The sequence below is a fragment of the Streptomyces sp. NPDC086766 genome (genome assembly GCF_044746005.1).
Classification (GTDB): Bacteria; Actinomycetota; Actinomycetes; order Streptomycetales; family Streptomycetaceae; genus Streptomyces.
Map to the genome: position 1 here is coordinate 1 of NZ_JBIVBI010000026.1, position 25,587 is coordinate 25,587.

Annotated in this window: 20 protein-coding genes and 1 pseudogene; 13 read left to right on the forward strand and 8 right to left on the reverse strand. The window is 74.0% G+C overall.

The annotated features are described in order from the left end of the window. The 4 genes and pseudogenes from ACIPM1_RS31165 to ACIPM1_RS31180 form a co-directional block, all read left to right on the forward strand. Positions 1-153, forward strand: a pseudogene (locus ACIPM1_RS31165) (4-hydroxy-3-methylbut-2-en-1-yl diphosphate synthase); the annotation flags it as partial. Between the two features lie 130 nt (positions 154-283). Further along, entirely contained in the window at positions 284-1,132 is an 849-nt protein-coding gene (locus ACIPM1_RS31170) for a GNAT family N-acetyltransferase (RefSeq protein ID WP_402440339.1), read from the forward strand. Between the two features lie 54 nt (positions 1,133-1,186). Beyond that, on the forward strand, positions 1,187-1,756 hold the full coding sequence (locus ACIPM1_RS31175) for a GNAT family N-acetyltransferase (RefSeq protein ID WP_402440341.1): 570 nt from the start codon (positions 1,187-1,189) through the stop codon (positions 1,754-1,756). A gap of 105 nt (positions 1,757-1,861) precedes the next feature. After that, positions 1,862-3,568 (forward strand): proline--tRNA ligase, encoded by a 1,707-nt coding sequence (locus ACIPM1_RS31180; protein ID WP_356193138.1) that lies wholly within the window; start codon positions 1,862-1,864, stop codon positions 3,566-3,568. Between the two features lie 551 nt (positions 3,569-4,119). Here ACIPM1_RS31180 and ACIPM1_RS31185 read toward each other — a convergent pair. From ACIPM1_RS31185 to ACIPM1_RS31195, 3 genes are all read right to left on the reverse strand, one after another. Then, positions 4,120-5,052: an aminoglycoside phosphotransferase family protein gene (locus tag ACIPM1_RS31185; RefSeq protein ID WP_402440343.1), complete on the reverse strand. Its 933-nt coding sequence runs from the start codon at positions 5,050-5,052 to the stop codon at positions 4,120-4,122. A 112-nt stretch (positions 5,053-5,164) separates the two neighbouring features. After that, positions 5,165-5,629: a ferritin-like domain-containing protein gene (locus tag ACIPM1_RS31190; protein WP_356193143.1), complete on the reverse strand. Its 465-nt coding sequence runs from the start codon at positions 5,627-5,629 to the stop codon at positions 5,165-5,167. Positions 5,630-5,660: 31 nt separating this feature from the next. Next, positions 5,661-6,260, reverse strand: coding sequence for a hypothetical protein (locus ACIPM1_RS31195; protein WP_402440345.1), 600 nt, complete (start codon positions 6,258-6,260; stop codon positions 5,661-5,663). Between the two features lie 206 nt (positions 6,261-6,466). Between ACIPM1_RS31195 and rimP the strand changes: the two genes are divergently transcribed. The 9 genes from rimP (at position 6,467) to ACIPM1_RS31240 (ending at position 19,232) form a co-directional block, all read left to right on the forward strand. After that, the gene (gene rimP / locus ACIPM1_RS31200) at positions 6,467-6,964 is read left to right on the forward strand and encodes a ribosome maturation factor RimP (RefSeq protein WP_402440346.1); all 498 of its coding nucleotides are present in this window, start codon (positions 6,467-6,469) and stop codon (positions 6,962-6,964) included. A 2-nt stretch (positions 6,965-6,966) separates the two neighbouring features. Next, positions 6,967-7,953, forward strand: a complete 987-nt coding sequence (nusA, locus tag ACIPM1_RS31205; RefSeq protein WP_402440348.1) for a transcription termination factor NusA — start codon at positions 6,967-6,969, stop codon at positions 7,951-7,953. Between the two features lie 135 nt (positions 7,954-8,088). After that, entirely contained in the window at positions 8,089-8,370 is a 282-nt protein-coding gene (locus ACIPM1_RS31210) for a YlxR family protein (RefSeq protein WP_402440350.1), read from the forward strand. 198 nt (positions 8,371-8,568) lie between these two features. Then, on the forward strand, positions 8,569-11,637 hold the full coding sequence (gene infB / locus ACIPM1_RS31215) for a translation initiation factor IF-2 (protein ID WP_402440352.1): 3,069 nt from the start codon (positions 8,569-8,571) through the stop codon (positions 11,635-11,637). A gap of 234 nt (positions 11,638-11,871) precedes the next feature. Next, positions 11,872-12,165: a DUF503 domain-containing protein gene (locus ACIPM1_RS31220; protein WP_402440354.1), complete on the forward strand. Its 294-nt coding sequence runs from the start codon at positions 11,872-11,874 to the stop codon at positions 12,163-12,165. Positions 12,166-12,247: 82 nt separating this feature from the next. Then, entirely contained in the window at positions 12,248-12,700 is a 453-nt protein-coding gene (gene rbfA / locus ACIPM1_RS31225; protein ID WP_402440356.1) for a 30S ribosome-binding factor RbfA, read from the forward strand. Beyond that, the gene (gene truB, locus ACIPM1_RS31230) at positions 12,697-13,602 is read left to right on the forward strand and encodes a tRNA pseudouridine(55) synthase TruB (RefSeq protein ID WP_402440358.1); all 906 of its coding nucleotides are present in this window, start codon (positions 12,697-12,699) and stop codon (positions 13,600-13,602) included. The genes rbfA and truB overlap by 4 nt, the downstream gene beginning before the upstream one ends. A 259-nt stretch (positions 13,603-13,861) precedes the next feature. Beyond that, on the forward strand, positions 13,862-18,142 hold the full coding sequence (locus ACIPM1_RS31235; RefSeq protein ID WP_402440360.1) for a serine protease: 4,281 nt from the start codon (positions 13,862-13,864) through the stop codon (positions 18,140-18,142). Between the two features lie 133 nt (positions 18,143-18,275). Then, positions 18,276-19,232, forward strand: coding sequence for a bifunctional riboflavin kinase/FAD synthetase (locus tag ACIPM1_RS31240; protein WP_402440362.1), 957 nt, complete (start codon positions 18,276-18,278; stop codon positions 19,230-19,232). A gap of 65 nt (positions 19,233-19,297) precedes the next feature. Here the strand turns inward: ACIPM1_RS31240 and ACIPM1_RS31245 are convergent, their stop codons facing one another. The 5 genes from ACIPM1_RS31245 to ACIPM1_RS31265 are packed head-to-tail and all read right to left on the reverse strand — an operon-like array spanning position 19,298 to position 25,531. Continuing rightward, positions 19,298-20,302: an ABC transporter ATP-binding protein gene (locus ACIPM1_RS31245; RefSeq protein ID WP_402440364.1), complete on the reverse strand. Its 1,005-nt coding sequence runs from the start codon at positions 20,300-20,302 to the stop codon at positions 19,298-19,300. Then, positions 20,299-21,579, reverse strand: a complete 1,281-nt coding sequence (locus ACIPM1_RS31250) for an ABC transporter ATP-binding protein (RefSeq protein WP_402440366.1) — start codon at positions 21,577-21,579, stop codon at positions 20,299-20,301. Before ACIPM1_RS31250 ends, ACIPM1_RS31245 begins: the two co-directional genes overlap by 4 nt. Further along, the gene (locus ACIPM1_RS31255) at positions 21,576-22,493 is read right to left on the reverse strand and encodes an ABC transporter permease (RefSeq protein ID WP_402440368.1); all 918 of its coding nucleotides are present in this window, start codon (positions 22,491-22,493) and stop codon (positions 21,576-21,578) included. Before ACIPM1_RS31255 ends, ACIPM1_RS31250 begins: the two co-directional genes overlap by 4 nt. Then, the gene (locus tag ACIPM1_RS31260) at positions 22,490-23,563 is read right to left on the reverse strand and encodes an ABC transporter permease (protein WP_402440370.1); all 1,074 of its coding nucleotides are present in this window, start codon (positions 23,561-23,563) and stop codon (positions 22,490-22,492) included. The genes ACIPM1_RS31255 and ACIPM1_RS31260 overlap by 4 nt, the downstream gene beginning before the upstream one ends. A gap of 48 nt (positions 23,564-23,611) precedes the next feature. Beyond that, positions 23,612-25,531 carry an ABC transporter substrate-binding protein gene (locus ACIPM1_RS31265; RefSeq protein WP_402440372.1) on the reverse strand — a complete coding sequence of 640 codons (1,920 nt, stop codon included), beginning with the start codon at positions 25,529-25,531 and terminating at the stop codon, positions 23,612-23,614. Positions 25,532-25,587 lie beyond the last annotated feature (56 nt).

Sequence of the window (25,587 nt, forward strand, 5' to 3'; positions counted from 1 at the left end):
AAGGGGCAGATCTTCGTCAAGGGCGAGGTCATCAAGACCGTTCCGGAGTCGAAGATCGTGGAGACCCTGATCGAGGAGGCCATGAAGCTGGCCGAGCAGATGGAGGCCGACGGAGCCGTCTCCGGCGAGCCCTCCGTCTCCGTCGCCGGCTGACCACGGTCTCCACCCCGCCCGCCGCCGTCGCCGCGGCCCCCTCCCCGGGGCGCACCCGGGGGGGCGGCGCCGCCCGGATCCGGCAGGTACAGTGCGGAGACCAGCGAATCCCCAGCGTGAGGCCCCGCACGTGTTGACCCAGACCACCTCACGGGTGCTCGAACCGAGCGACCTGGACGCCGCGCTCGCCGTCCTCGACCGCGAGCCGGTCGCGAACGCCTTCGTGTCGTCCCGCGTGCAGGTCGCCGGGCTGGATCCGTGGCGGCTCGGCGGCGAGATGTGGGGCTGGTACGAGGACGGGATGCTCACGTCCCTGTGCTACGCGGGCGCCAACCTGGTCCCCATCTGCGCCACGCCCCGCGCCATCCGCGCCTTCGCCGACCGGGCCCGGCGGGCGGGCCGTCGCTGCTCCTCGATCGTCGGCCCCGCCGAGCCCACCGCGGAACTGTGGCGGCTGCTGGAGCCCTCCTGGGGCCCGGCCCGCGAGATCCGCTCCCACCAGCCGCTGATGGTCACCGACCGCCTGTCACCTCACGTCGCCCCGGATCCCTACGTCCGCCGCATCCGCAAGGACGAGATGGAGACGATCATGCCGGCGTGCGTGGCGATGTTCACCGAGGAGGTCGGAGTCTCCCCGCTGGCCGGCGACGGCGGCCTGCTCTACCAGGCCCGGGTCGCCGAACTCGTCGGCTCCGGCCGCTCCTTCGCCCGCCTCGACGAGCACGGCAACGTCGTCTTCAAGGCCGAGATCGGCGCGGCGACGCCCCAGGCCTGCCAGATCCAGGGCGTGTGGGTGGCCCCGGAGCACCGGGGGAGAGGCCTCGCCGCCCCCGGAATGGCGGCGGTGCTGCGGTACGCGCTGGCCGACGTGGCCCCGGTGGTGAGCCTGTACGTCAACGACTTCAACACCGCGGCGCGGCGGACGTACCGGCGGGTGGGCTTCCAGGAGGTCGGCGCGTTCATGAGCATTCTGTTCTAGTCCCGGGCAACTGTGCTGTCCTGAGGCCGGTGCGGGCCCTGTAGTCTCCCCGGCATGTCCCACATTCCCGGTCACGGACACCGCCGCCCCGACGACGTCGTGATCGGCCCCCTCGACCTCCCGGCCCGCATCGACGAGGCGCTCGCCGTGCAGGCGGTCGCCTTCGGACTCGGCTCCGACGAGATCGCCGTACGACGCCAGATCGTGCTGCGCCACATGACGTATCCGGGGGCCCGCGCGCTGGGCGCCACCACCGCCGACGGCCGGCTCGTCGGCTTCGTCTACGGGATGCCCAACGACCGCACCCACTGGTGGTCCACCGTCGTCGAGCCCTATCTGCGGGCCCGCGGTCACGACGACTGGCTCGACGGCTCCTTCGTGATCACCGAACTGCACGTCCATCCGGCGTACCAGAACCGTGGCATCGGCCGGTCCCTGATCACCACCATCACCGACAGCGCCACCGAGCCCCGCTCGATCCTCTCCGCGATCGACACCGACAGCCCGGCCCGCGGGCTGTACCACTCGCTGGGCTACGGGGACCTGGCCCGGCGGGTGATGTTCCCCAGCGCCCCGATGCCCTACGCCGTGATGGGCGCCCCGCTCCCGTTGCGCCGCCGATAACCGATTTCCACCGGCACGGCGAGCCCGGCTAACCTCCTAGCCATCACCTTCTCCGCTCCCGGTCGCGCCCGAGCGGGGGACCCGATCGGCAGGAGTACGAGAACCATGGCGAACGCACCGGTCCAGCGCATGTCCCAGTTGATGGCGAAGACGCTGCGCGACGACCCGGCGGACGCCGAGGTCCTCAGCCACAAGCTGCTCGTCCGCGCGGGCTACGTCCGCCGCACCGCCGCCGGGATCTGGAGCTGGCTCCCGCTCGGCAAGAAGGTCCTGTCCAACGTGGAGCGGATCGTCCGCGAGGAGATGGACGCCATCGGCGCCCAGGAGGTGCTGCTGCCCGCCCTCCTGCCGCGCGAGCCCTACGACGCGACCGGCCGCTGGGACGAGTACGGCCCCGAGCTGTTCCGCCTGAAGGACCGCAAGGGCGGCGACTACCTGCTCGGCCCCACCCACGAGGAGATCTTCACCCTGCTGGTGAAGGACCAGGCGTCCTCCTACAAGGACCTGCCGGTGATCCTCTACCAGATCCAGACGAAGTTCCGCGACGAGGCCCGGCCCCGCGCGGGCATCCTGCGCGGCCGCGAGTTCCTGATGAAGGACTCCTACTCCTTCGACACCGCCGACGAGGGGCTGGCCGAGTCCTACGCCCTGCACCGCCAGGCCTACCAGCGCATCTTCGAGCGCCTCGGCCTGGACTACCGGATCTGCGCGGCCACCGCGGGCGCGATGGGCGGCTCCAAGTCCGAGGAGTTCCTCGCCCCGGCCGGCGCCGGCGAGGACACCTTCGCGGACTGCCCGAACTGCGACTTCGCCGCCAACACGGAGGCGATCAACTACGAGCTGAAGCCGGTCGACGCCTCCGGCGTGCCCGCGGCCGAGGACATCCCGACCCCGGACACCCCCACCATCGAGACGCTGGCCGCCTCGCTCGGCGTCCCGGCCTCCGCCACCCTGAAGAACCTGCTGGTCAAGGTCGACGGCGAGATCGTCGCCGTGGGCGTGCCCGGCGACCGCGAGGTCGACATGGACAAGGTCGAGGCGCACTTCGCCCCGGCCGCCGTCGAGCTGGTCACCGCCGAGGACTTCACCGGCCGCCCCGACCTGGTCCGCGGCTACGTCGGCCCGCAGGGCCTGGAGAAGGTCAGGTACATCGCCGACCCGCGCGTGGCGCCGGGCACCGCCTGGATCACGGGCGCCAACAAGGAGCACACGCACGCGAAGAACGTGGTCGCGGGCCGCGACTTCGAGGTCGGCGAGTACGTCGACGTGGTGGTCGTCCAGGAGGGCGACCCCTGCCCGAAGTGCGGCACCGGCCTCAAGCTGGACCGTGCCATCGAGATCGGCCACATCTTCCAGCTCGGCCGCAAGTACACCGACGCCCTCAAGCTCGACGTCCTCGGCCAGAACGGCAAGCCGGTCCGGGTCACCATGGGCTCCTACGGCATCGGCGTCTCCCGCGCGGTCGCGGCCCTCGCCGAGCAGCACGCCGACGACAAGGGCCTGGTCTGGTCGCGGGAGGTCGCCCCGGCCGACGTGCACGTGGTCGCCGCGGGCAAGGCGCTCCAGACCGAGCTGGCCCTCGAGGTCTCGCAGAAGCTGGCCGCCGCCGGCGTCCGTGTCCTGGTCGACGACCGGGCCGGCGTCTCCCCGGGCGTGAAGTTCACGGACGCCGAACTCATCGGCGTGCCCCAGATCCTGGTCGCCGGCCGACGCGCGGCCGAGGGCGTCGTCGAACTGAAGGACCGCCGCACCGGCGAGCGCGAGGAACTCCCCGTCGAGGAGGCGATCACCCGCCTCACGTCGGCGTCCTGACCCGCCTGACACGACCGGCGTGCCCTGCCCGGGCCGCCCGCCGCCCTGACCGGCCCCCGGCTTCCCGTGCCGGGGGCGCGGTGCGCTTGGGTGGGGGGATCCGGGGCCGGGCGGGGGCCTTCCGGTCAGGGCGTCGGCGTCGGAGGGGATTCGGGGCCGGGCGGCAGCCTCCCGGTCAGGGCGTCGGCGTCGTGAGCTGCCTGCCGCCTGCGGCGTGAGTCCGTGAGGTGAGCGGCATGTCCTGCCCGGGCCGTCCGCCGTCGACCGGCTGCCCGCAACGGGCCGCCTCGGACTGGCCGTTGGGGCCGGGCGGGCCGCCCGCCGTGGCCCGCCTGCGGGGTCATGTTCGCCAGGCCGCGGCTCTCGGCTCGCCGGACGGTGACGGCCTGGCCGCGTTCCCGGTCTACGCCGGTCGGCGGTGCGCTGTGCCAGCCGGGGGGGGGCCTGCTGCACGGACCGCGTGGCCACTGCCCGACTCCCCGCGGGAAGTTCCCGCCCCGCCGAACCGCACCGCACCGCAGGGCGTGTCGCCGCCTGCCCCCGTCGGCGGCTCACAGCCAGGTGGCGAACTCCAGCAGCAGTTCGGCGTCCTGGGGGCGGCCCACGCGGCCGGCCCGGACGCCGGACTCCACGGCGCGGAACAGGGTCCAGCCGCGCAGCCGCTCCTGGTCCACCTCCAGGGACTCCGCGAGCCGCTTGATCCGCCGCCGGGTCGTCGCGGCGCCCGACGGCGAGGCGATCAGGTCCTCCACCCGGTCCCGCACCAGCCGCGCCAGGTCGAATGCGCACTCGCCGACCACCGGGTCGGGGCCCACCGCCAGCCACGGCATCCGGTCCCCGGCGAGGACCTTGCTCTGCCGGAAGGTGCCGTGCAGCAGCAGGTGCTCCGGCGGCGCGGCCAGCAGTTCCTCGCGGGCCGTGAGCGCCGCGTCGACCAGCGGCGCCACGGCGGCGTCCGTATCGGCGCTCGCGCGCATCGCCCGGGCCTGCCGCCCGGTCCGCTCGGCGACCGTCTCGAAGGGATGCGGGCCCGGCGGTTCGATCCACAGCCGCCGCAGCGTGCCCGCCGCCTCCAGCAGCGCCTTCGCCTCCGGCAGCGACCGCACCGACACGTCCGGATGCAGCCGCTCCAGGAGCAGCGCGCCCCCGGCGCCCGAGGCGTCCTCCTCGCCGGCGCCGGACGGCGGCCCGGGCTCCAGGAGCTGTACGGCACCCCGCCCGCCCCAGTACGACAGCGCCGCCCGCTCGCTCCCCGGACGGGCCCGGGGCGGGGCCAGCTTGAGCACGGCCGGCGTCCCGTCCGCCGTGCGCACCAGAACGACCAGGCTGCTGCGCCCCCCGGGCACCTGGACCCGCTCCACGCTCAACTCGCGCTGTGCGACGGCCTGCCGCGCCAGTTCGGGCAGCTTCTCCAGCCAGTCGTCACCGTCCGGTGCCGACTCACCGAGTGCCCGCACCAGACGCTGCGGCGGTTCGAAAGCCATGCGCGAGTCAATCCCTTCGTGGACCGCGTTCCCTGTCACCGTGCGCCGAGGGCGCCTCCCGTCTCCGTCCCGCGCCGTGAGCGAGCCGTGAACCCGCGTTCCACCGCCGGTGTCACCCGGTCGGCGCGGCCGATGCCGTGGCGGTGCCGGCCCGCTCGGCGAGACCAGGGAAGGCTACGCTCCCCCCGCGCCACCGCACCGCCCGGACCGCCGCCTCCCGCAGCGCCCCGGCCGCCTCGCGCCGCCGCCCGCCCTCGGTGGCCCGCACCAGGTCCGAGTACACCGCGGCGACCCGTTCCTCCAGTTCGGCGGCGAACCGGGTCGCCGCCGGCGCGTCCGGCACCGCGAACGGCAGCGCGTACGCGGCGGCCGCGGCCACCGGACGTCCGCCCAGGTCCCGCACCTCGCGCACCAGCGCGTCCCGCCGCGCCCGGTGCGCGTCGTAAGCCGCCCGTGCCTCCGCGCGCCGCCCCGCGCCGATCCGGCCGCCGACGACGCCGTAGCCGTACACGGCGGCGTGCTCCGCGGCGAGTGCGGCCTGGAGTGCCCGCACGCGCTGTTCCTTCGCCTCGCTCATCGGTAGCCCTCCGTCGGCGGGGTCGCCCCGCTCATCTCTCGCCCTCGGTCAGCAGATAGGCGTGCGCCGCCCCGGCCGCCGCCACCGAGGCCAGCAGCCGGGCCAGCTCCCCGGGTACCCGCAGCAGCGCCCGGGCCCGCCGGTCCGCGAGCGACCGCTCGGCGGCGGCGAGCTGCGCCAGCGCCTCCTTCGCGTCGCCCGGCACGCTCGGGGCGCCCGTCGCGCCCGGCACCGAGGCGGACGGCGCGGCGGAGGAGGACGCCCCGTCCCCGCCCGGCGCCGTGGCTCCGGCGGAGGGCCGCGACCCCGCCACCGCGCGGGACTCCTCGGCCGCCGGGGACGCCGTCGCGGCGCCGCCGAAGACGTCCCGGTGGGCCGCCACCTCCGCACGCAGCGGCCGCAGGCGCGCCGCCAGCGCCGGATGCGCGGCGATCACGGCGTCGTACCGCTCCACCAGCGCCTGGCTGTCCCGGGCGGCACGCGCGCGTGCCCGGTCGGCCGGCGACGGGCCGTCGCCGGACGCGTCGGATCCGGCGGAGCAGCCCACGAGCAGGGCGGCCCCCGCCGCGGAGGCGAGCAGACTCCTTCTGCGCGGCCCGAGGAGGGCGCGCGAGGCTGAGGGGAACGGCACGGCAGACGTCCTCGGGGAGTGCGTACGGGAACCGGCGGGCCGGCGCAGGCGGCTCGCGCATGATCACCGTACCCGCGCCCCCGCCGGGCACCGATCAGCGGCACCACCCCTGACCAGGTGGACGGCAACACCCCTTGGGACCGGATACCCTTTCACCAGACACGCGACCATCCCACAACAGCACACGCGGCCGAGGAGTCACCCGGATGAGCACCACCCAGAGCGAGAGGCTGCGGGAACTGCTGGAACCGCTCGTCGCATCCCAGGGCCTGGATCTCGAAGAGATCGCCGTGGACTCCGTAGGACGCAAGCGTGTGCTGCGCGTCGTCGTCGACTCCGACAACGGGGCCGACCTGGACCAGATCGCCGATGTGAGCCGCGCGCTCTCGGCGACGCTCGACGACACGGACGCGATGGGCGAGGGCGAGTACACCCTCGAGGTCGGCACCCCGGGCGCGGAGCGCCTCCTCACGGAACACCGGCACTACGTGCGTGCCACGGGCCGGCTGGTGAAGTTCCAGCTGGCCGGGGGCGACGAGCTGGTGGCCAGGATTCTGCAGGTCGACGACGAAGGCCTCGACCTCGAAGTGCCCGGAGTGAAGGGCCGCAAGGCCACCACCCGCAGACTTGCCTTCCCCGACGTGGAACGGGCACGTGTGCAGGTCGAGTTCAGCCGCAAGGACAAGAAGGAAGAGGAGGCGTAGCCGTGGACATCGACATGAGCGCCCTGCGGGGCCTGGTCCGGGAGAAGGAGATCTCCTTCGACCTGCTGGTCGAGGCGATCGAGTCGGCCCTCCTCATCGCCTACCACCGCACCGAGGGAAGCCGCCGCCACGCCCGCGTGGAGCTCGACCGGCAGACCGGGCACGTGACCGTGTGGGCGAAGGAGGACCCCGAGGACCTCGAGGAGGGTCAGGAGCCCCGGGAGTTCGACGACACCCCGTCCGGCTTCGGCCGTATCGCCGCCACCACCGCCAAGCAGGTGATCCTGCAGCGGCTGCGCGACGCCGAGGACGACGCGACGCTCGGCGAGTACGCCGGCCGCGAGGGCGACATCGTCACCGGTGTGGTGCAGCAGGGCCGCGACCCGAAGAACGTGCTGGTCGACATCGGCAAGCTGGAGGCCATCCTGCCGGTGCAGGAGCAGGTGCCGGGCGAGACCTACCCGCACGGGATGCGGCTGCGCAGCTACGTGGTTCGCGTGGCCAAGGGTGTGCGCGGGCCGTCGGTGACGCTCTCCCGCACCCACCCCAACCTGGTGAAGAAGCTCTTCGCGCTGGAGGTCCCGGAGATCGCCGACGGCTCCGTCGAGATCGCCGCGATCGCCCGCGAGGCCGGTCACCGCACGAAGATCGCCGTCCGGTCCACCCGTGCGGGCCTGAACGCCAAGGGCGCCTGCATCGGCCCCATGGGCGGCCGGGTGCGCAACGTGATGGGCGAGCTGAACGGCGAGAAGATCGACATCGTCGACTGGTCGGACGACCCGGCCGAGATGGTCGCGAACGCGCTGTCCCCGGCCCGCGTCTCCAAGGTCGAGGTCGTGGACCTGGCGACCCGGTCGGCCCGGGTGACGGTGCCGGACTACCAGCTGTCGCTGGCGATCGGCAAGGAAGGGCAGAACGCCCGGCTCGCGGCCCGGCTCACCGGATGGCGCATCGACATCCGTCCGGACACCGAGCAGGCGGCCGACTGACGCTCCCCGGGGTTCACCCGGGAGTGGGGAATAGATCCGGGCCGCGGAACGCTCAGATCACGACAGGTTCATACGCAGCGATGTTCGATCCTTGCCCCGAAGGGGTGAGGTTGCTGCGGGGAGGTAGACTGAGGAGTGTCTGGCCGGACGCGTACCCGCGTATGCCCTGAACGCACCTGTGTGGGGTGTCGGGAGCGAGCGGCCAAGGACGAACTGTTGCGGACCGTGGCGGTCGAGGGTGAATGTGTCCCCGATCCTCGCGGTACGCTGCCCGGCCGGGGTGCGTACGTACACCCCGCCCTGGTCTGTCTCGACCAGGCGGTGCGCCGCCGGGCGTTTCCGCGGGCGCTGCGCGCCCCGGGACCGCTCGACGTAATGGCGTTGCGCCAGTACGTCGAGCAGGCACAAGGTTGCTGAAAGGCAGCCCGCTGCCGGCTCGGCCGTCGGGCCGGGCAGGCAACACGGCAAGGAAGACGTCCGCGCGGAACCCCGTGCGGCTGGTACCTCGCGAGTCGAAAGCAGGTCGAGATTGCGATGAGCACTCGATGAGTACGCGATGAGTACGCCCATGAACTAGCGACGGTCCGGCCGCAACCCGGACCTAAAAGGAGCGAAGTGGCTAAGGTCCGGGTCTACGAACTCGCCAAGGAGTTCGGTGTCGAGAGCAAGGTCGTCATGGCCAAGCTCCAGGAACTCGGTGAATTCGTCCGATCGGCGTCCTCGACGATCGAGGCGCCCGTAGTACGCAAGCTGACCGACGCCCTCCAGCAGGGCAACGGCGGCGGCAAGTCCACCCCCCGTAAGGCGTCCCCGGCGAAGCCGGGCGCCCCCTCTCCGGCGCAGGCCGCCCGTCCGGCCGCTCCGCGCCCGGCGGCGCCCAAGCCCGCCGCGGCCGAGCGGACCGAGGCTCCGGCCGCCCCGGCCACCCCGGGTCCGCGCCCGACGCCGGGCCCGCGCCCGGCGCCGCGTCCCGCCCCGGCGGCTCCGGCCCCGGCCGCGCCCGAGTTCACGGCACCGCCGGCGGCTCCGGCCGCCCCGGCGCAGCGTCCGGGTGCCCGTCCCGGCGCCCCCAAGCCCGGCGGCCGTCCGGCCCCCGGTCAGGGGCAGGGCCAGGGCGGCGGCCAGGCCGCGCGTCCCGGCGCTCCGCGTCCGGGCGGTCAGGCCCCGCGTCCCGGCGGCCAGGGCCGTCCGGGTTCCCGTCCGGCCGGTCCCCGTCCGGGCAACAACCCCTTCACCTCCGGCGGCTCCACCGGCATGGCGCGCCCGCAGGCGCCCCGTCCGGGCGGCGCCCCGCGTCCCGGCGGTCCCGGTGCGCCCGGCGCGCCGCGTCCGCAGGGCGGCGGCCAGGGCGGCCCCCGTCCGCAGGGTGCGGCCGGCGGCGGTCCCCGTCCGCAGGCTCCGGGCGGTTCCCGTCCGACGCCGGGCGGCATGCCCCGTCCGCAGGGCGGTGCCCCGCGTCCCGGCGGCCCGCGTCCGAACCCGGGCATGATGCCGCAGCGTCCCGCCGCGGGTCCGCGTCCCGGTGGCGGCGGTCCCGGTGGCCGTGGTCCCGGTGGCGGCGGTCGTCCCGGTGGTGGCGGCGGTGGCCGTCCCGGCTTCGCGGGTCGTCCCGGTGGTGGTGGCGGCGGCTTCGCCGGCCGTCCCGGCGGTCCCGGTGGCGGTGGCGGCGGTTTCGCCGGCCGTCCGGGTGGTCCCGGTGGCGGCGGTGGCCGTCCCGGCTTCGGCGGTCGTCCCGGTGGTCCGGGTGGCCGTGGTGGCACGCAGGGCGCCTTCGGTCGTCCCGGTGGTCCCGCGCGTCGCGGCCGCAAGTCGAAGCGGCAGCGCCGTCAGGAGTACGAGGCCATGCAGGCCCCGTCGGTCGGCGGCGTGATGCTGCCTCGCGGCAACGGCGAGACCATTCGCCTGTCGCGCGGTGCGTCGCTCACCGACTTCGCGGAGAAGATCAACGCCAACCCGGCGTCCCTCGTCGCGGTCATGATGAACCTCGGCGAGATGGTCACGGCCACGCAGTCGGTCTCCGACGAGACGCTGCACCTCCTCGCCGGCGAGATGAACTACACGGTTCAGATCGTCAGCCCCGAGGAGGAGGACCGCGAGCTGCTCGAGTCCTTCGACATCGAGTTCGGCGAGGACGAGGGCGACGAGGAGGACCTGGCGATCCGTCCGCCGGTCGTCACCGTCATGGGTCACGTCGACCACGGCAAGACCCGCCTCCTCGACGCCATCCGCAAGACGAACGTCATCGCGGGCGAGGCCGGCGGCATCACCCAGCACATCGGTGCCTACCAGGTCGCGACCGAGGTCAACGACGAAGAGCGCAAGATCACCTTCATCGACACCCCGGGTCACGAGGCGTTCACCGCCATGCGTGCCCGTGGTGCGAAGTCGACCGACATCGCGATCCTGGTCGTCGCGGCCAACGACGGCGTCATGCCGCAGACGGTCGAGGCGCTCAACCACGCCAAGGCCGCCGAGGTCCCGATCGTCGTCGCGGTCAACAAGATCGACGTCGAGGGCGCCGACCCGACCAAGGTGCGCGGTCAGCTGACCGAGTACGGCCTGGTGGCCGAGGAGTACGGCGGCGACACCATGTTCGTCGACATCTCCGCCAAGCAGGGTCTGCACATCGACAGCCTCCTCGAGGCCGTCGTCCTCACGGCGGACGCCTCGCTCGACCTGCGGGCCAACCCGAACCAGGACGCGCAGGGCATCTCGATCGAGTCCCGTCTCGACCGCGGCCGCGGTGCCGTGGCGACGGTCCTCGTCCAGCGAGGCACCCTGCGGGTCGGCGACACGATGGTCGTGGGCGACGCCTACGGTCGCGTCCGCGCCATGCTCGACGACACCGGCAACAACGTCGCCGAGGCGGGTCCGTCGACGCCGGTCCAGGTCCTCGGCCTGACCAACGTCCCGGGCGCGGGTGACAACTTCCTGGTGGTCGACGAGGACCGTACGGCCCGTCAGATCGCCGAGAAGCGTGCCGCCCGTGAGCGCAACGCCGCCTTCGCCAAGCGCACGCGCCGTGTCTCCCTCGAGGACCTGGACAAGGTGCTCAAGGCCGGCGAGGTCCAGCAGCTGAACCTGATCATCAAGGGTGACGCCTCCGGTTCGGTCGAGGCCCTCGAGGCCTCGCTGCTCCAGCTGGACGTCGGCGAAGAGGTCGACATCCGCGTCCTGCACCGCGGCGTCGGTGCGGTCACGGAGTCGGACATCGACCTGGCCATGGGCTCGGACGCCATCGTCATCGGCTTCAACGTCCGCGCGGCCGGCCGCGCGGCGCAGATGGCCGAGCGCGAGGGCGTGGACGTCCGCTACTACTCGGTCATCTACCAGGCGATCGAGGAGATCGAGGCGGCCCTCAAGGGCATGCTCAAGCCGGAGTACGAGGAGGTCGAGCTCGGTACGGCGGAGATCCGCGAGGTCTTCAAGTCGTCCAAGCTGGGCAACATCGCGGGTGTTCTCATCCGCTCCGGCGAGGTCAAGCGCAACACCAAGGCGCGCCTCATCCGCGACGGCAAGGTCGTCGCGGAGAGCCTCAACATCTCCGGTCTGCGTCGCTTCAAGGACGACGTCACCGAGATCCGCGAAGGCTTCGAGGGTGGTATCAACCTCGGAAACTTCAACGACATCAAGGTCGACGACGTCATCGCGACGTACGAGATGCGCGAGAAGCCGCGGGTGTAACGGCCGCGGTCTGCCGCCGGCCGGCGGGGCTTGCTCCCCGCCGGCCGGCGCGGGCGTGTCCGGGGGCCGCCCCCGGGCACGGCATCGGTCCGCCAGGGCCCGTCCGGAGCGCCCGACGGCGGGAGAAAACCCCGTCGAGTCACCGGCCGGGTTCGCGGTACCGTTCTTGATGTCCCTGCCCATTCCGACGGCAGGACCATCGACCCCGTACCGGCGGGTGAACCGGGTACACACATGTACGTGGGGACTCTGTCCTTCGACCTCCTCCTCGGCGACGTCCACTCGCTGAAGGAGAAGCGCTCCGTCGTCCGCCCGATCGTCGCCGAGCTTCAGCGCAAGTACGCGGTGAGCGCGGCCGAGGTGGACCACATGAGCCTCCACCGGCGGGTCGTCATCGGACTTGCGGCGGTCTCCGGCGACGCGGCGCACCTCACCGACGTACTCGACCGGTGCGAGCGGCTGGTCGCCGGCCGCCCCGAGGTGGAGCTGCTGTCCGTCCGGCGGCGCTTCCACGGCGAGGACGACTAGACCGCTGGTCCGCCGGAGGAGCCGAGATCGTTTCATCGCCAGACCACAGAACGCAGAAGAAGAAAGAACGGGAGACGGACCAGTGGCCGACAACGCGCGGGCGAAAAGGCTGGCGGACCTCATCCGAGAGGTGGTGGCCCAGAAGCTGCAGCGCGGGATCAAGGACCCGCGGCTCGGCTCGCACGTCACCATCACGGACACCCGGGTCACGGGCGACCTGCGGGAGGCGACCGTCTTCTACACGGTCTACGGGGACGAGGAGGAGCGGGACGCGGCGGCCGCCGGCCTGGAGAGCGCCAAGGGCGTCCTCCGGTCCGAGGTCGGGCGCGCGGCAGGCGTGAAGTTCACGCCCACCCTCACCTTCGTCGCCGACGCCCTGCCGGACACCGCCCGGAACATCGAGGACCTCCTCGACAGGGCGCGCGCCTCCGATGCGCAGGTGCGCGAGACCGCCACGGGCAAGTCCTTCGCCGGGGAGGCGGACCCGTACCGGAAGCCCGGCTCCGCCGACGAGACGGACGACACCGCGGAATGACCAGCAAGCCCACCCCGCCCGACGGCCTCGTCATCGTCGACAAGCCGTCGGGCTTCACTTCGCACGACGTGGTCGCCAAGATGCGCGGGATCGCCCGGACCCGCCGCGTCGGCCACGCCGGAACGCTCGACCCGATGGCGACCGGGGTCCTCGTCCTCGGCGTGGAGAAGGCCACCAAGCTCCTCGGCCACCTCGCGCTGACCGAGAAGGAGTACCTCGGCACCATCCGGCTCGGGCAGAACACGGTCACGGACGACGCCGAGGGGGAGATCACCTCCTCCGCCGACGCCTCCGGGGTCACCCGCGAGGCCGTCGACACCGGCATCGCCAAGCTGACCGGCGACATCATGCAGGTGCCGTCGAAGGTCAGCGCCATCAAGATCGACGGCGTACGGTCGTACAAGCGGGCCCGGGAGGGCGAGGAGTTCGACATCCCGGCCCGGCCGGTCACCGTCTCCTCCTTCCGCGTCCACGACATCCGCGACGCCGTCGCCGAGGACGGCACGCCCGTGCTCGACCTCGTGGTCTCGGTGGTCTGCTCCTCCGGCACCTACATCCGCGCCCTCGCCCGCGACCTGGGCGCCGACCTCGGTGTCGGCGGCCACCTCACCGCTCTGCGCCGCACCCGCGTGGGCCCCTACAAGCTGGACGCCGCCAGGACGCTCGACCAGCTCCAGCAGGAGCTGACGGTCATGCCGATCGCGGAGGCGGCCGCGGCCGCCTTCCCCCGGTGGAACGTGGACGCCCGGCGCGCCCGGCTGCTCACCAACGGGGTGCGCCTGGAGATGCCCGACGAGTACGCGGGCGCCGGCCCCGTGGCCGTCTTCGACCCCGAGGGACGCCTCCTCGCGCTCGTGGAGGAGCACCGGGGCAAGGCGAAGAGCGTGGCCGTCTTCGGCTGATCGGGTCGCTCTGCCCGTGGAGCGGCGATCACGGCGTGTTCCACAGCCGCCGCTCCACGGTCCCCCCTCGGTTCCCCCACCCCTAGGGTGTATCCAGCCGCCCCCGCCTTTTCACCCGACCGTGCGGGCGCTCGGAGTGAACCGAGGGAGCGTGAGGGGGCGCGTTCGCGAAGTGATCTATCCCGCTGATCATCGCGCGCCTACCGTCGTACACGGAGCACGAAGCACGGAGCACGAGGTACGGCGGGAGCTTTCCAGCATGACGGGACGTGGCCCGCGGGCGAGGGGGACGGGCCGCCGCACGCCGGACGGCACGCGGCAGGCCGCCGACCGGGACCGCCGTACGGACGCCGGTCGGGACCCCCGGACGCGGGACGCGGATCGTGAGGCGGAGGAGGCCAGGGAGCGGGCCCGGGAGGCCCGGGACCGTCTCCTGGACCGCTGCCTGGTACGGATCCGGGACCTCGCCGGACGACCCCGCGGCACCGGCTTCGCAGCCGACCACCACGGCACGGTGATCACCAGCCACGAGAGCGTCGACGGTCTGTCCCGCCTCGTCCTGCACACCTCCGGCGGCGACCGGACCTGCGTGGTGACCGCGGACCGCATCGTCCCCCTGCCCGGTCTCGGCCTCGCCCTGGTCCGCACCGAGGGCCTGGACGTGGAGCCGCTCCCCGTCACCGTGCGGGACGGCGTCGAGAGGGGCACCTACGTCCGGATCGCCGCCGACCGCTGGCGCCAGGCCCGGGTACTGGGCCCGGCCCCCGCCACCTACACCACCATCGACGGCCTCCACCTCCTCGACGGGGCACTGGAGTTGGCGATCGGCACCGCCGGACGGGACGCGCTCCGGCTCGGCGGCGGAGCGGCCGGGGGACCGGTGCTCGACGCCGCCACCGGCGCCGTGGTCGCCGTGCTCGGCACCGCGCTGCGCTCCGGCGAGCGGGACACCGGTTTCGCGGTGCCGCTGCGCCCCGCCACCGAGGGTCCCCTCGCCGAGCTGCTCACCCGCAACGCCGCCACGGTCCCCGCGTACGGCGCCGACCTGAACCTGGCGGGCGTCCTCGAACTCACCGCCACCTCGGTGGGCCAGGACGGGCCCCCGGCGGCCACCACGCCTCCCGTCCGGCGGGAACCGGAGGCCGCGCGCCGGGAGCCGGCGGCTCCTGACGGCGCCGGGCGTTCCGGGCCGGGCGGCTCGGAACGCCCCGGGACGGGCGGCCCGCGCCGGCTGGGCGAGGCCGTCCCGGTCTCCGGACCGGACGCCGCCCCGGACCTGCCGGCGGACGTCACGGGCTCCGGCCCGGCGGGGGCGGACGCCTCGACGGGGGCGGGGCGGGATGTCACCGGTATGCGGTGGGTGGGGCTGGACGGGGCCGCCGGGGCGGTGCGCGCCGGGTGCGGGGACGCGGCACGGGTGCGGTGGGCGGGGCCGGGCGGGTCTGCCGGGGTGGCGTCTGACGGTTCCTCGGGTGCGGCGCGGCACGTGTGGGTCGAGGGGGATCTCGGCACGGTCGGTTCCGGCGGGCGGGGCGACGCGGTGCCCCTCGGCGCGGGGGAGTCGGGGCGGGCCGCCGGGGCGCCCCCGCCGGGCCGGGCGGCCGTGGTGCCGGTGGCCGGGCGGGCGGCCGTGCCGGTGGAACGCCCTGACGTGGTGCGGGAGTTGGCCGAGTTCACCGAGGGGCCGGCCAGGGTTCTCGGCCTCGTCGGCGCCCCCGGGTGCGGCCGTACGACGGAACTCGCGGCCCTCGCCGCCCGCCGCTCCCACGGCGCCGAACCGGCGCCCACCCTGTACCTGCGCGGCGCCGACCTGGCGGGCGCCGACACCTCGGTCGCCGACGCGGCGCGCCGGGCGCTGGACCGGGCGGCCCGGATCGTCGCGGCCTCCCGCGCGCCCTTCCCCGTCGAGCTCACCGACCTCACCCCCGAGCGCCTCGCCCACCTCGCCCGCGCCGGCGGCCGCCCCCTTCTGCTCCTCCTCGACGGTCCGGAGGAGATGCCCCTCGACCTGTCCCACCGCCTGCCGGAGTGGAGCGAGGGAACGGCGCGCTGGCTGCGGCAGTCGGGGGCGCGCCTGGTGGTGGCGTGCCGGGAGGAGCACTGGGAGGAGGCGGGCGCCCGGTTCCCGGCGGACCTGCTGCACGCCCCGGCCGGCCCCGATGTCCCCGGCCACCTCCCGCCCTGCCTGCGCCTCGGCGACCTCACCCCCGAGGAGGCCCGGGAGGCCCGCTCCCGCTACGGCATTCCGGACGGCCTCCTGGTAGCCGCCGCCGCCCGCCACCCCCTCACCCTCCGGCTGTTCTCGGAGATCCGCGCCGCCCTGCCGGACGCCGCGCCCACCATCCGCACCGCCTCGCCGGACGCCACGCGCAGCACCGGCACAGTCCACACCACCAGCGCCGCCCGCACCACCAGCACCACCCGCACCACCGAGCGGCTACAGACCGCCCGGACGCAGCAGACCGTCCACGGCACCCGCATCGACCGTCACGACGTCCTCTCCGCCCACCTCGACCTGATGTGCCTGCGCATCGCCGTCCGCCTGGCCGCCGAGAACGGCACGGGCGGATGCCCCGGCCCGCACGGAACCGGCCCGCACGGAACCGCCCCGCTCGGACCGAGCGGCAAGGGCACCGCTCGCGCCGTCCCCGCCACCTCCGTCCGCCGCCTCGCCGCCAAGGTCGCCGGTCAGGTGCACGAGGCCGCCCGCCGCTGCCTCGGCCCCGGCGAGGGCGAGCTGGACCGGGCGTCGTTCGAGGCGGTCTTCCCCTGGGGCCCCGCCCCCGCCCGTCTCGGCGGCGGTACCGGCTGGGCGTCCGCCGTCCTCACGGAGGGCCTCCTCGTCCCCGCGGGCGGCGGCTACCGCTTCGCCCACGAGGAGCTCGCCGACTGGCTCCAGGGCACGCACCTCGACCTGGACGAGGCCCTGCGCGTCCTGGTCCACCGCGCTCACACCCCCGGCGCCCCGCACCCCCTGCCCGCCCCCCACCACCGCATCGGCCCCGTCGTCCAGGCCCTGCTCCTCGTCGCCCGCCAGCACGGCACCCCCCGACTGGCCGTCCGGCTGGAGGAGTTGCTGTGCGCCCTCGACCACGACCCGCACTCCTGGTGGGCCTCCCGGCTGCTCGCCGGCGTCCTGCTGCGCGTCCCCGACGCGACACCGTACGCCGGGGTGCTGCGGCTGCTCGCCGAGCGGATCGTGGCCTGGCGGGAGATCGGCCGGCCCGTCCCGCGCGGCTTCGGCCCCGGCTTCTGGACCGCACTGCCCCTGCCCGACGCCGACCGCTGCGACCTGCTGAGACGCCTCCTGCTCGCCGACGACGCCCCGCACGCGGGCGGCCCGCCGCGCTACCTCGACGCCGCCGCGCGGCTCCTCGCCGCCGACCCCACCGCCGTACAACGGCATCTGACCCGCTGGTTCGACGACGAGCGGCCGCTGCCCGCGACCCCGCACGCCACCGTGGCCACGGCCGCGCAGGCGCTGCTGCACACCCACCGCCACCACGCCCTGGACGACCTCACCGAGGCCCTGGCCGCGTCCGCGCACCCGCGCGCCGAGGAACTGCTGGCCGTGCTCGCCGAGGAGGAGACGTCCGCGCTGTGCCGGGCCGTGGAGCGCTGGGCGCACGACGAACGCCCCGCCCGGCGCGCCGCGGCCGCCGCCCACGGCCTGCGTGCCGCACCGCACGCGCGCGCCGACGCCGACCGCGAGCCGCTGCGCCACGCCGCGCTCGCCCTGCTCGCCCGCCCCACCGACACCGCGCTGCACGGCGCCGCGCTCGCCCTCCTCGTCCGTGACCCGCACACCCGCTCCCGCCACCTTCCGCAGGCGCTCGGGCACTTCACGGCGGGCGACGCGTGTCTCCCGCCGAGCGTGCTGGCACCCGCCCTGACGACCCATCCCGAGGCGGTCCTCACCGCTTTCGGCGACCGTCTGCGCCGGGGCCCCGGCGCAGACGAGGCGCTGCGCACCCTGGTCGACGTCACGACGCCCGCGCTCGTCCGCCGGGTCGTCGGCCTGCTCCGCGAGACGGCCGGGCGGCGGCCGGAGACCGCCGGCCAGGTGGCGGCCTGCGTCGACCGGCGCCTCGACCACGGCGCCGCCGTCCGCACGGTGCTGTTCCCCCTGGTCACCGGCCTCCTGGACGGCGGCCCGGAACGGCTGCGGGCGGCCCTGGCGGCCGTCCTCGCCACCCCCGGCGCCCCGGCCTCCCGCCCCCTGCGCCGGGAACTGCTCGACTTCCTGCTGGCCCACGAGCGGGAGCCCGCCGTCCTGGACGCGGTGTTGCACGCCGCCGCGTCCACCGCCGAGGAGGACCTCCGCGCCCTCGTCCACCGCACCGGACTGCTCCTCGTCCGCACCCCGGAGGGCGCGACCGTGTTCGACCGCGGCCTGGTGGAGGTGAGCCGCCACGTCCCCGGGTTCGCGGCGCGCATGGCAGGCTGGCTGACCGAGGTGCCGCAGGACTGGGCCGCCCTGGTGGGACCCAGCGCCCGCCGCACGATCGAGCACCTGGCGGGCACCGGCGTCCCCGTATGACGGTGTACGGACAGTGCGCCCCGTCACAGCCACCATGCCGATGCGGGCCGGGGACGCGGGACATGGCACCCTTAGACCTGCGGACAAGGCAACCTAGGCAAGACGGACACGGGTTCGACGAGGAGCGGTCACAGTGCAGCGCTGGCGTGGCTTGGAGGACATCCCCCAGGACTGGGGGCGCAGCGTCGTCACCATCGGCTCCTACGACGGAGTCCACCGCGGGCACCAGCTGATCATCCGGCACGCCGTGGAACGGGCCCGCGAGCTCGGCATCCCGTGTGTGGTCGTCACCTTCGACCCGCACCCCAGCGAGGTGGTCCGCCCCGGCAGCCACCCGCCGCTGCTGGCCCCGCACCACCGGCGCGCCGAACTCATGGCCGAGCTGGGTGTGGACGCGGTGCTCATCCTGCCGTTCACCACCGAGTTCTCGAAGCTGTCCCCGGCCGACTTCGTGGTGAAGGTGCTGGTCGACAAGCTGCACGCCAAGGCGGTCGTCGAGGGCCCGAACTTCCGCTTCGGCCACAAGGCGGCCGGGAACGTGGAGTACCTCGTCGAGCAGGGCGGGATCTACGACTTCGAGGTCGAGGTCGTCGACCTGTACGTCACCGGTGAGGCGGGCGGCGGCGAGCCCTTCTCCTCGACCCTGACCCGGCGCCTGGTCGCCGAGGGCGACGTGCGGGGCGCCCGCGAGATCCTGGGGCGCCCGCACCGGGTGGAGGGCGTGGTCGTGCGCGGCGCCCAGCGCGGCCGCGAGCTGGGCTTCCCCACGGCCAACGTGGAGACGCTCCCGCACACCGCGATCCCCGCCGACGGGGTGTACGCCGGTTATCTGCACGCCCAGGGCGAGGCGATGCCCGCCGCGATCTCCGTGGGCACGAACCCGCAGTTCGACGGCACCGAGCGCACGGTGGAGGCCTACGCCATCGACCGCGTCGGCCTCGACCTCTACGGCCTGCACGTCGCCGTCGACTTCCTCGCCTACGTCCGCGGCCAGGCCCGCTTCGAGTCCCTCGACGCCCTCCTCGACACCATGGCCGAGGACGTCAAGAAGTGCCGCGAGATCATCGCCACGGACGAGCAGCGGGCCTAGCACCCGTCCGGCGGCCTCTGTTCCGGTAAGCCCTCAGCCCCTGTTCCGGAGCGCGCAGCCCCTGCTCAGCGAGCCTGCGGCAGGGGCGCCGGTGTCCGCGCCCGGGCCCAGTGGCAGGCCACCTGCGCCTCGCCGGAGCCGGTCAGGACGTCCGGGTCCTGGCCGCGGCACGCGTCCGCGACCCCCGCGCGGGCGGCCTCCCCGCTCGCCAGGACCTGGCAGCGCGCGTGGAAGCGGCAGCCGGAGGGGATGCGGGAGGGGTCCGGGGGCTCGCCGGTGAGGACGACCGGATCGCCCGGGGCATCGGGCAGCACCGACAGGAGCGCCTGGGTGTAGGGGTGCCGGGGCGCGGTAAGGACCTGTTCCACCTCGCCGGTCTCCACGATCCGGCCGAGGTACATCACCGCCACCCGGTCGGCGATGTTCCAGGCCAGCCCCAGGTCGTGGGTCACCACCAGCGCGGACAGGCCGAGTTCGGCGCGCAGCCGCAGCAGCAGGGCGAGGATCTCACCCCGCACCGAGGCGTCCAGCGAGGCCACCGGCTCGTCGGCGACGACGAGTTCGGGTTCGAGGACCAGCGCGCCCGCGATGACCACCCGCTGCCGCTGCCCGCCGGACAGCTCGTGCGGGTAGCGCAGGAAGAAGCGCTCGGGCGGCCGCAGTCCGGCCCGGGAGAGCGCCTCGGCGACCGCCGCCCGCTCGTCACCGCCGTACCCGTGGATGCGCAGGCCCTCGGCCACGGCGTCGTACACCGTGTGCCGCGGGTTGAGCGAGCCGCTCGGGTCCTGGAGCACCAGCTGCACCCGCTTGCGGTACGCCTTGAGGGCGCGGGCGGAGAGCGCGAGCGGCGCCCCGTCGAAGGTGACGCGGCCCGCGGTCGGCGGGACCAGCCCGAGGAGCGAGCGCGCCAGCGTGGTCTTGCCGCAGCCCGACTCGCCGACCAGCGCCACGATCTCGCCGGGCCGGATGTCGAGGTCCACGCCGTCCACGGCGCGCGCGGGCGGCGCCCCGTGCCGCCCCGGGAAGGCGATGTGCAGGCCCTGGACGCTCAGCAGCGGTGGAGTGGTCATGGCGTACTGCTCCTCACTTCGGCGTCAGCGCCCGCTTCGGGCTCGTCCTCCGCGCCCACGGCCGCTCGCGCACCCGCACCGCCCCCGGGGCCCGCGCCCGCTTCCGCCCCCGTATCCGCCCCGGACCCGCCCGCGCCCGCTTCCGCCCCCGTATCCGCCCCGGACCCGCCCGCGCCCGCTTCCGCCCCCGTATCCGCCCCGGTTTTGCCCGTGACCGCACCCGCGCCGGGCTCGCCCGCGACCGGCCCGGCGGCCGAAACCGCCCGCGCGCTCGCCCCGACGCCGGCCGCCCCGACGCCGGCCGCCCCGTCGCCGGCCGCCCCGTCGCCGGGCGCCACGTGTACGCAGGCCGCCCGGCGTCCCGCTCCCGCCGCCCGCAGGACCTGGTCCTGGGTGACGCAGAGGTCCAGGGCGGCGGGGCAGCGGGGATGGAAGGCGCAGCCGGACGGCACCGCGGACGGGTCCGGAGGGTCGCCCGGCAGTCCGCGGGGCGCGAAGCGCGACACCGGGTCGCCGATCCGCGGGAACGCCTCCGACAGGGCCCTGCCGTAGGGGTGCCGGGCGTCCTCGTGCACCTGCCGGGCCGGGCCCTCCTCGACCACCCGGCCCGCGTACATCACCGCGAGCCGGTCGCAGGTGTCCGCCAGCACGGCCAGATCGTGGCTGATCATGATCAGGCCCAGGTCCTGCTCGCTGACCAGCCGTTCGATCAGACGGAGGATCTGGGCCTGGATCATCACGTCGAGGGCGGTGGTGGGCTCGTCGGCGACGATCAGCCGCGGGTCGCAGGCCAGCGCCATGGCGATCATCACGCGCTGCCGCTGCCCGCCGGACAGCTCGTGCGGGTACGCGCTCGCGCGCGCCGCCGGCAGACCCACCTGCTCCAGCAGCGCACCGGCCTTCCTCCTCGCGTCCGCCGGGCTCGCCCCGCGGTGCAGCAGGATCGGCTCGGCGATCTGGTCGCCGACGCGGTGCACGGGGTTGAGGGAGTGCATCGCGCCCTGGAAGACGATGGAGGCCCCGGCCCAGCGCACCGCGCGCACCCGGCCCCACTTCATCGTCAGCACGTCCTCGCCGTCGAGCAGGATCTCCCCGGTGACCCGGGTGGCCGCCGGCAGCAGCCGCAGCAGGGCCAGCGCCAGCGTGGACTTGCCGCACCCGGACTCGCCCGCGATGCCGAGCTTCTCGCCCGCCGCGAGCCGCAGGTCCACCCCGCGCACCGCGGCGGCCCCGCCCGGATAGGTGACCGCCAGGTTCCTGACGTCGAGCAGACTCAACGGGACACCCCCAGCCTGGGGTTGAGGACGGACTCGACCGCGCGCCCGCACAGGGTGAACGCCAGCGCGACGACCGCGATGGCGATGCCCGGCGGCACCAGGTACCACCAGTCGCCCGAACTGACCGCGCCCGCCTCCCGGGCGTCCTGCAGCAGCCCGCCCCAGGAGACGACCGTCGGATCGCCGAGCCCGAGGAACGCGAGCGTGGCCTCGGCGAGGATCGCGGAGGAGATGATCAGTGTGGTCTGGGCGAGCACCAGCGGCATGACGTTGGGCAGCACATGGCGGGCCATGATGTGCCCGTGCCCGCCGCCCAGCGCCTTCGCGCGCTCGATGTACGGCCGTGACTCCACCGCCAGCGTCTGCGCCCGCACCAGCCGGGCGGTCGTCGGCCAGGTGGTCACCCCGATCGCCAGCACGATCGTGCCGAGCGAACGGGACAGCACGGTCGCCAGCGCGATGGCGAGCACCAGCGTCGGCATCACCAGGAACCAGTCGGTGATCCGCATCATCACGGTCGCGTACCAGCCGCGGAAGTGCCCGGCGGTGATCCCGATGAGCGCCCCGATCGCCACCGACAGCACCGCCGCGAGCAGCCCGACCAGCAGAGACACCCGCGAGCCCCAGATCACCAGGCCGAGCAGACCGCGCCCGAACTGGTCGGTGCCCAGCGGGAACCGAGCACTCGGACTCTCCAGCGGCCGCCCGGGCGCGTCCGTCACGCTCTGCACGTCCGATCCGACCGTCCACGGCGCGGTCAGCGCGACCAGCGCGAACAGCACGAGCGCGGCGAGCCCGAACACGCCCGCGCGGTGGGTGCGGTACTCCCGCCAGAAGCGGGCGGCCGAGGCGAGGCGGCGCTGCCGGGCCAGGGCGCGCGGGCCCGGGGCGGTCGTGGCGGTCTCGGCGGTCATCGGCCCACCCTGGGATCGAGCAGCGGATACAGGAGGTCGGCCAGGGTGTTCATCACGATCACCGCGGAGGCGAACACGAAGAACAGCCCCTGCACCAGTGGCAGGTCCGGCACGCTGAGCGCCTGGTAGAACAGGCCGCCGAGCCCCGGCCAGGAGAAGACGGTCTCGACCAGGATCACCCCGGCGACGGTCCGGCCGAGGTTGACGAAGATCAGCGTCACGGTCGGCAGCAGCGCGTTCGGCACCGCGTGCCGGCGGCGTACCAGGTCGTCCCGCAGCCCCTTGGCGCGCGCGGTGGTCAGATAGTCGCTGCCCATCTCGTCCAGCAGCGCCGACCGGGTGACCAGCAGCGTCTGCCCGTACTCCACCGCGACCAGGGTGAGCACCGGCAGGACGAGATGGTGGGCGACGTCGAGCACGTACGCGAAGCCCTCCTCGCCGCCGGACTCCATGCCGCCGGTCGGGAACAGACCCGGCACCGGGCCCACCCCCACGGACAGCACGATGATGAGGAGCAGTCCCAGCCAGAACGACGGGATGGAGTAGAGGGTCAGTGCCAGACCGGTGTTCAGGCGGTCGCCGAGCCTGCCGTTGCGCCAGGCCGAGCGGGTGCCGAGGACGACCCCGAGCGCCGTGTAGAGGACGAAGGCGGTGCCGGTGAGCAGCAGGGTGTTCGGCAGCGCCTCGGTGATCTTGTCGATGACGGGGGCCCGGAACTGGTAGGAGGTTCCCAGGTCCCCGGTCAGCGCCTTGCCGCAGTAGTCCGTGAACTGCCGCCACATCGGCAGATCGAGGCCGAACTCACGCCGGTAGACGGCGATCTGCTCCGCCGAGACCGGCCGGCCGCCGGTCATGAACTTCACCGGGTCGCCCGGGATCAGCCGGAAGAGGAAGAAGCTGGTGACCAGCACGGCGAGCAGCGAGACGGCCGCGCCGGCCAGCTTGCCCGCCACGTACCGCAGATAGGCGGCAGGGGCGCCCGCCCGTGGTCCGCGGCCCGCCGCCGGCCCGGCTCTCCCCGGGTCGGCGGCGCCGGGCTCGACCAGCGCGGGTGTCGCTTCAGCGGTCATCTGACCTCACTCGTCCTCCGGCCCGTCCGCGGTCCCGTTCCCGGCCTCCTACTCACGGTCCTCGGCCGTGGCGCGACGGCGCATCGCGAGGAAACCCGCGAGGCCGACGAGCACGACGACGCCCGCGACGATCCCGATGATGACGCCGGTCGAGGTGGAGCCGCCGGAGGAATCACCGGCGTTAGCCGGAACGGCGGACCACCAGCCCCAGTAGCCGTCCTGGCCGTAGATGTTGCCCGCCTTCGACGGCATGGTGGTGATGGACTCGATCTGGTCCGTGCGGTAGGCCTCGACCGCGTTCGGGTAGGCCATGACGTTCATGTACCCGAGGTCGTACAGCCGCGACTCCATCTGCTTGACCAGGTCGGCCCGTTTGGCCGGGTCGTACTCGGCGAGCTGCCGGGCGTACAGCCCGTCGTACGTCTTGTCGCAGATGAAGTTGTCGGTGGCGCCGGTGTCCTTGGGCGTGGCCGGGAGCGCCCCGCAGGTGTGGATGGAGAGCACGAAGTCGGGGTCGGGGTTGACGGACCAGCCGTCGAAGGCGAGGTCGTACTTGCCGGCCAGCCAGGGGTCGGTGACGTTGTCCAGGCAGTCGAGCCGTACGCCGATGCCGAGCTTGCCCCACCACTCCTGCAGGTACTTGCCGACCGCCTTGTCGTTCGGGTCGGTGGCGTGGCACAGCACGCGGTAGTTCAGCGGCTTGCCGTCCTTGCCCACGCGCTTGCCGTCGGCGTTCTTCTTGTAGCCCGCCTCGTCGAGGAGTCGGGCCGCCCTGGCCGGGTCGTAGGCCAGCGTCTGGCTCGCCGAGGGCTTCCAGAAGTACGACGAGAAGCGCGGCGGGATGTAGCCCTGGCCCTCGACCGCGTGGCCCTGGAACACCTTGTCGACGACCGTCCTGCGGTCCACCGCCATGAACAGCGCGTTCCGTACCCGCTGGTCCAGCAGGGACGGGTCGCCGTCACCGAACCTCTTGCCGTTCTTCGCCCGCGCGCCCGGGTTGGTGGCGAGGGCGTAGAAGCGGCGGCCGGGGGCGTCGTTGACGTGGATGTTCTTCTCGCCCTTGAGCGAGGCCGCCTGGGCGGGCGTCAGGGACGGGGATCCCGCGACGAAGGAGACCTCGCCCTTGCGCAGCGCGGCGACGGCCGCGTCCTGGTCCTTGTAGTACCGGAAGACCAGTTGGTCGAACTTGGGCGCGCCGCGCCAGAAGCTCTTGTTGGCCTTCAGCCGCACATAGCTGTCGGGCTTGTAGGCGGTGAGGACGAACGGCCCGTTCCCCACGATCGGGAAGCTCTTGTCGTTGTTGAACTTCGAGAAGTCCCCGACCTTCTCCCACACGTGCTTGGGCACGATCGGCACGTCCAGGGCCGTCATCGTGGCCTGCGGCTTCTTCAGCCGGATCACCAGCTGGGTGGGGCTGGGCGCGGTGACCTTATCGAAGTTGGCGACGAAGCTGCCGTTGGCGGTGCCCGCGCCCTCGTCGGTCATCATCTTCTCGAACGTCCACGCGGCGTCCTCGGCGGTGGCCTGCCGGCCGTCCGACCACCTGGAGTTCCCGCGGATCGTGTACGTCCAGGTCAGCTTGTCCGGTGACGACTTCCACGCGGTCGCCAGGCCCGGGACGACATGCCCGTCCTTGGGGTCGTAGTTGGTCAGGTACTCGTACATCAGCCGGTGGATGCTCGTGCTGAGCAGCCGCACCGCCAGGAATGGGCTGAGGGAGTCGACGCTCTGCGCCACGGCGACGGTGAGCACCTTGTCGCCCTGCGCGCTCCCGTTCTGCCCGCCCCCGCTCCGCTCTCCTCGGACGCTCGCCGCGGCGGCCCCGGCCTGCTGCTGCGTGGCCGAGGCCGCCGGGGCCGCGATGCCGGCCGAGAGGAGGAGGGCGGCGGCGCCCGCGGCGGCGAGGAGACGACTGCTCCCCGGGCGGCGGCCGGTACGTCCTCTGCCGTGCTGATCGTCTGTGTTCATGGCTCGGTGACCTCGCGTCTTCGCCCGCGGAAGACGGTTTGCGCCTTCCGCGGGGC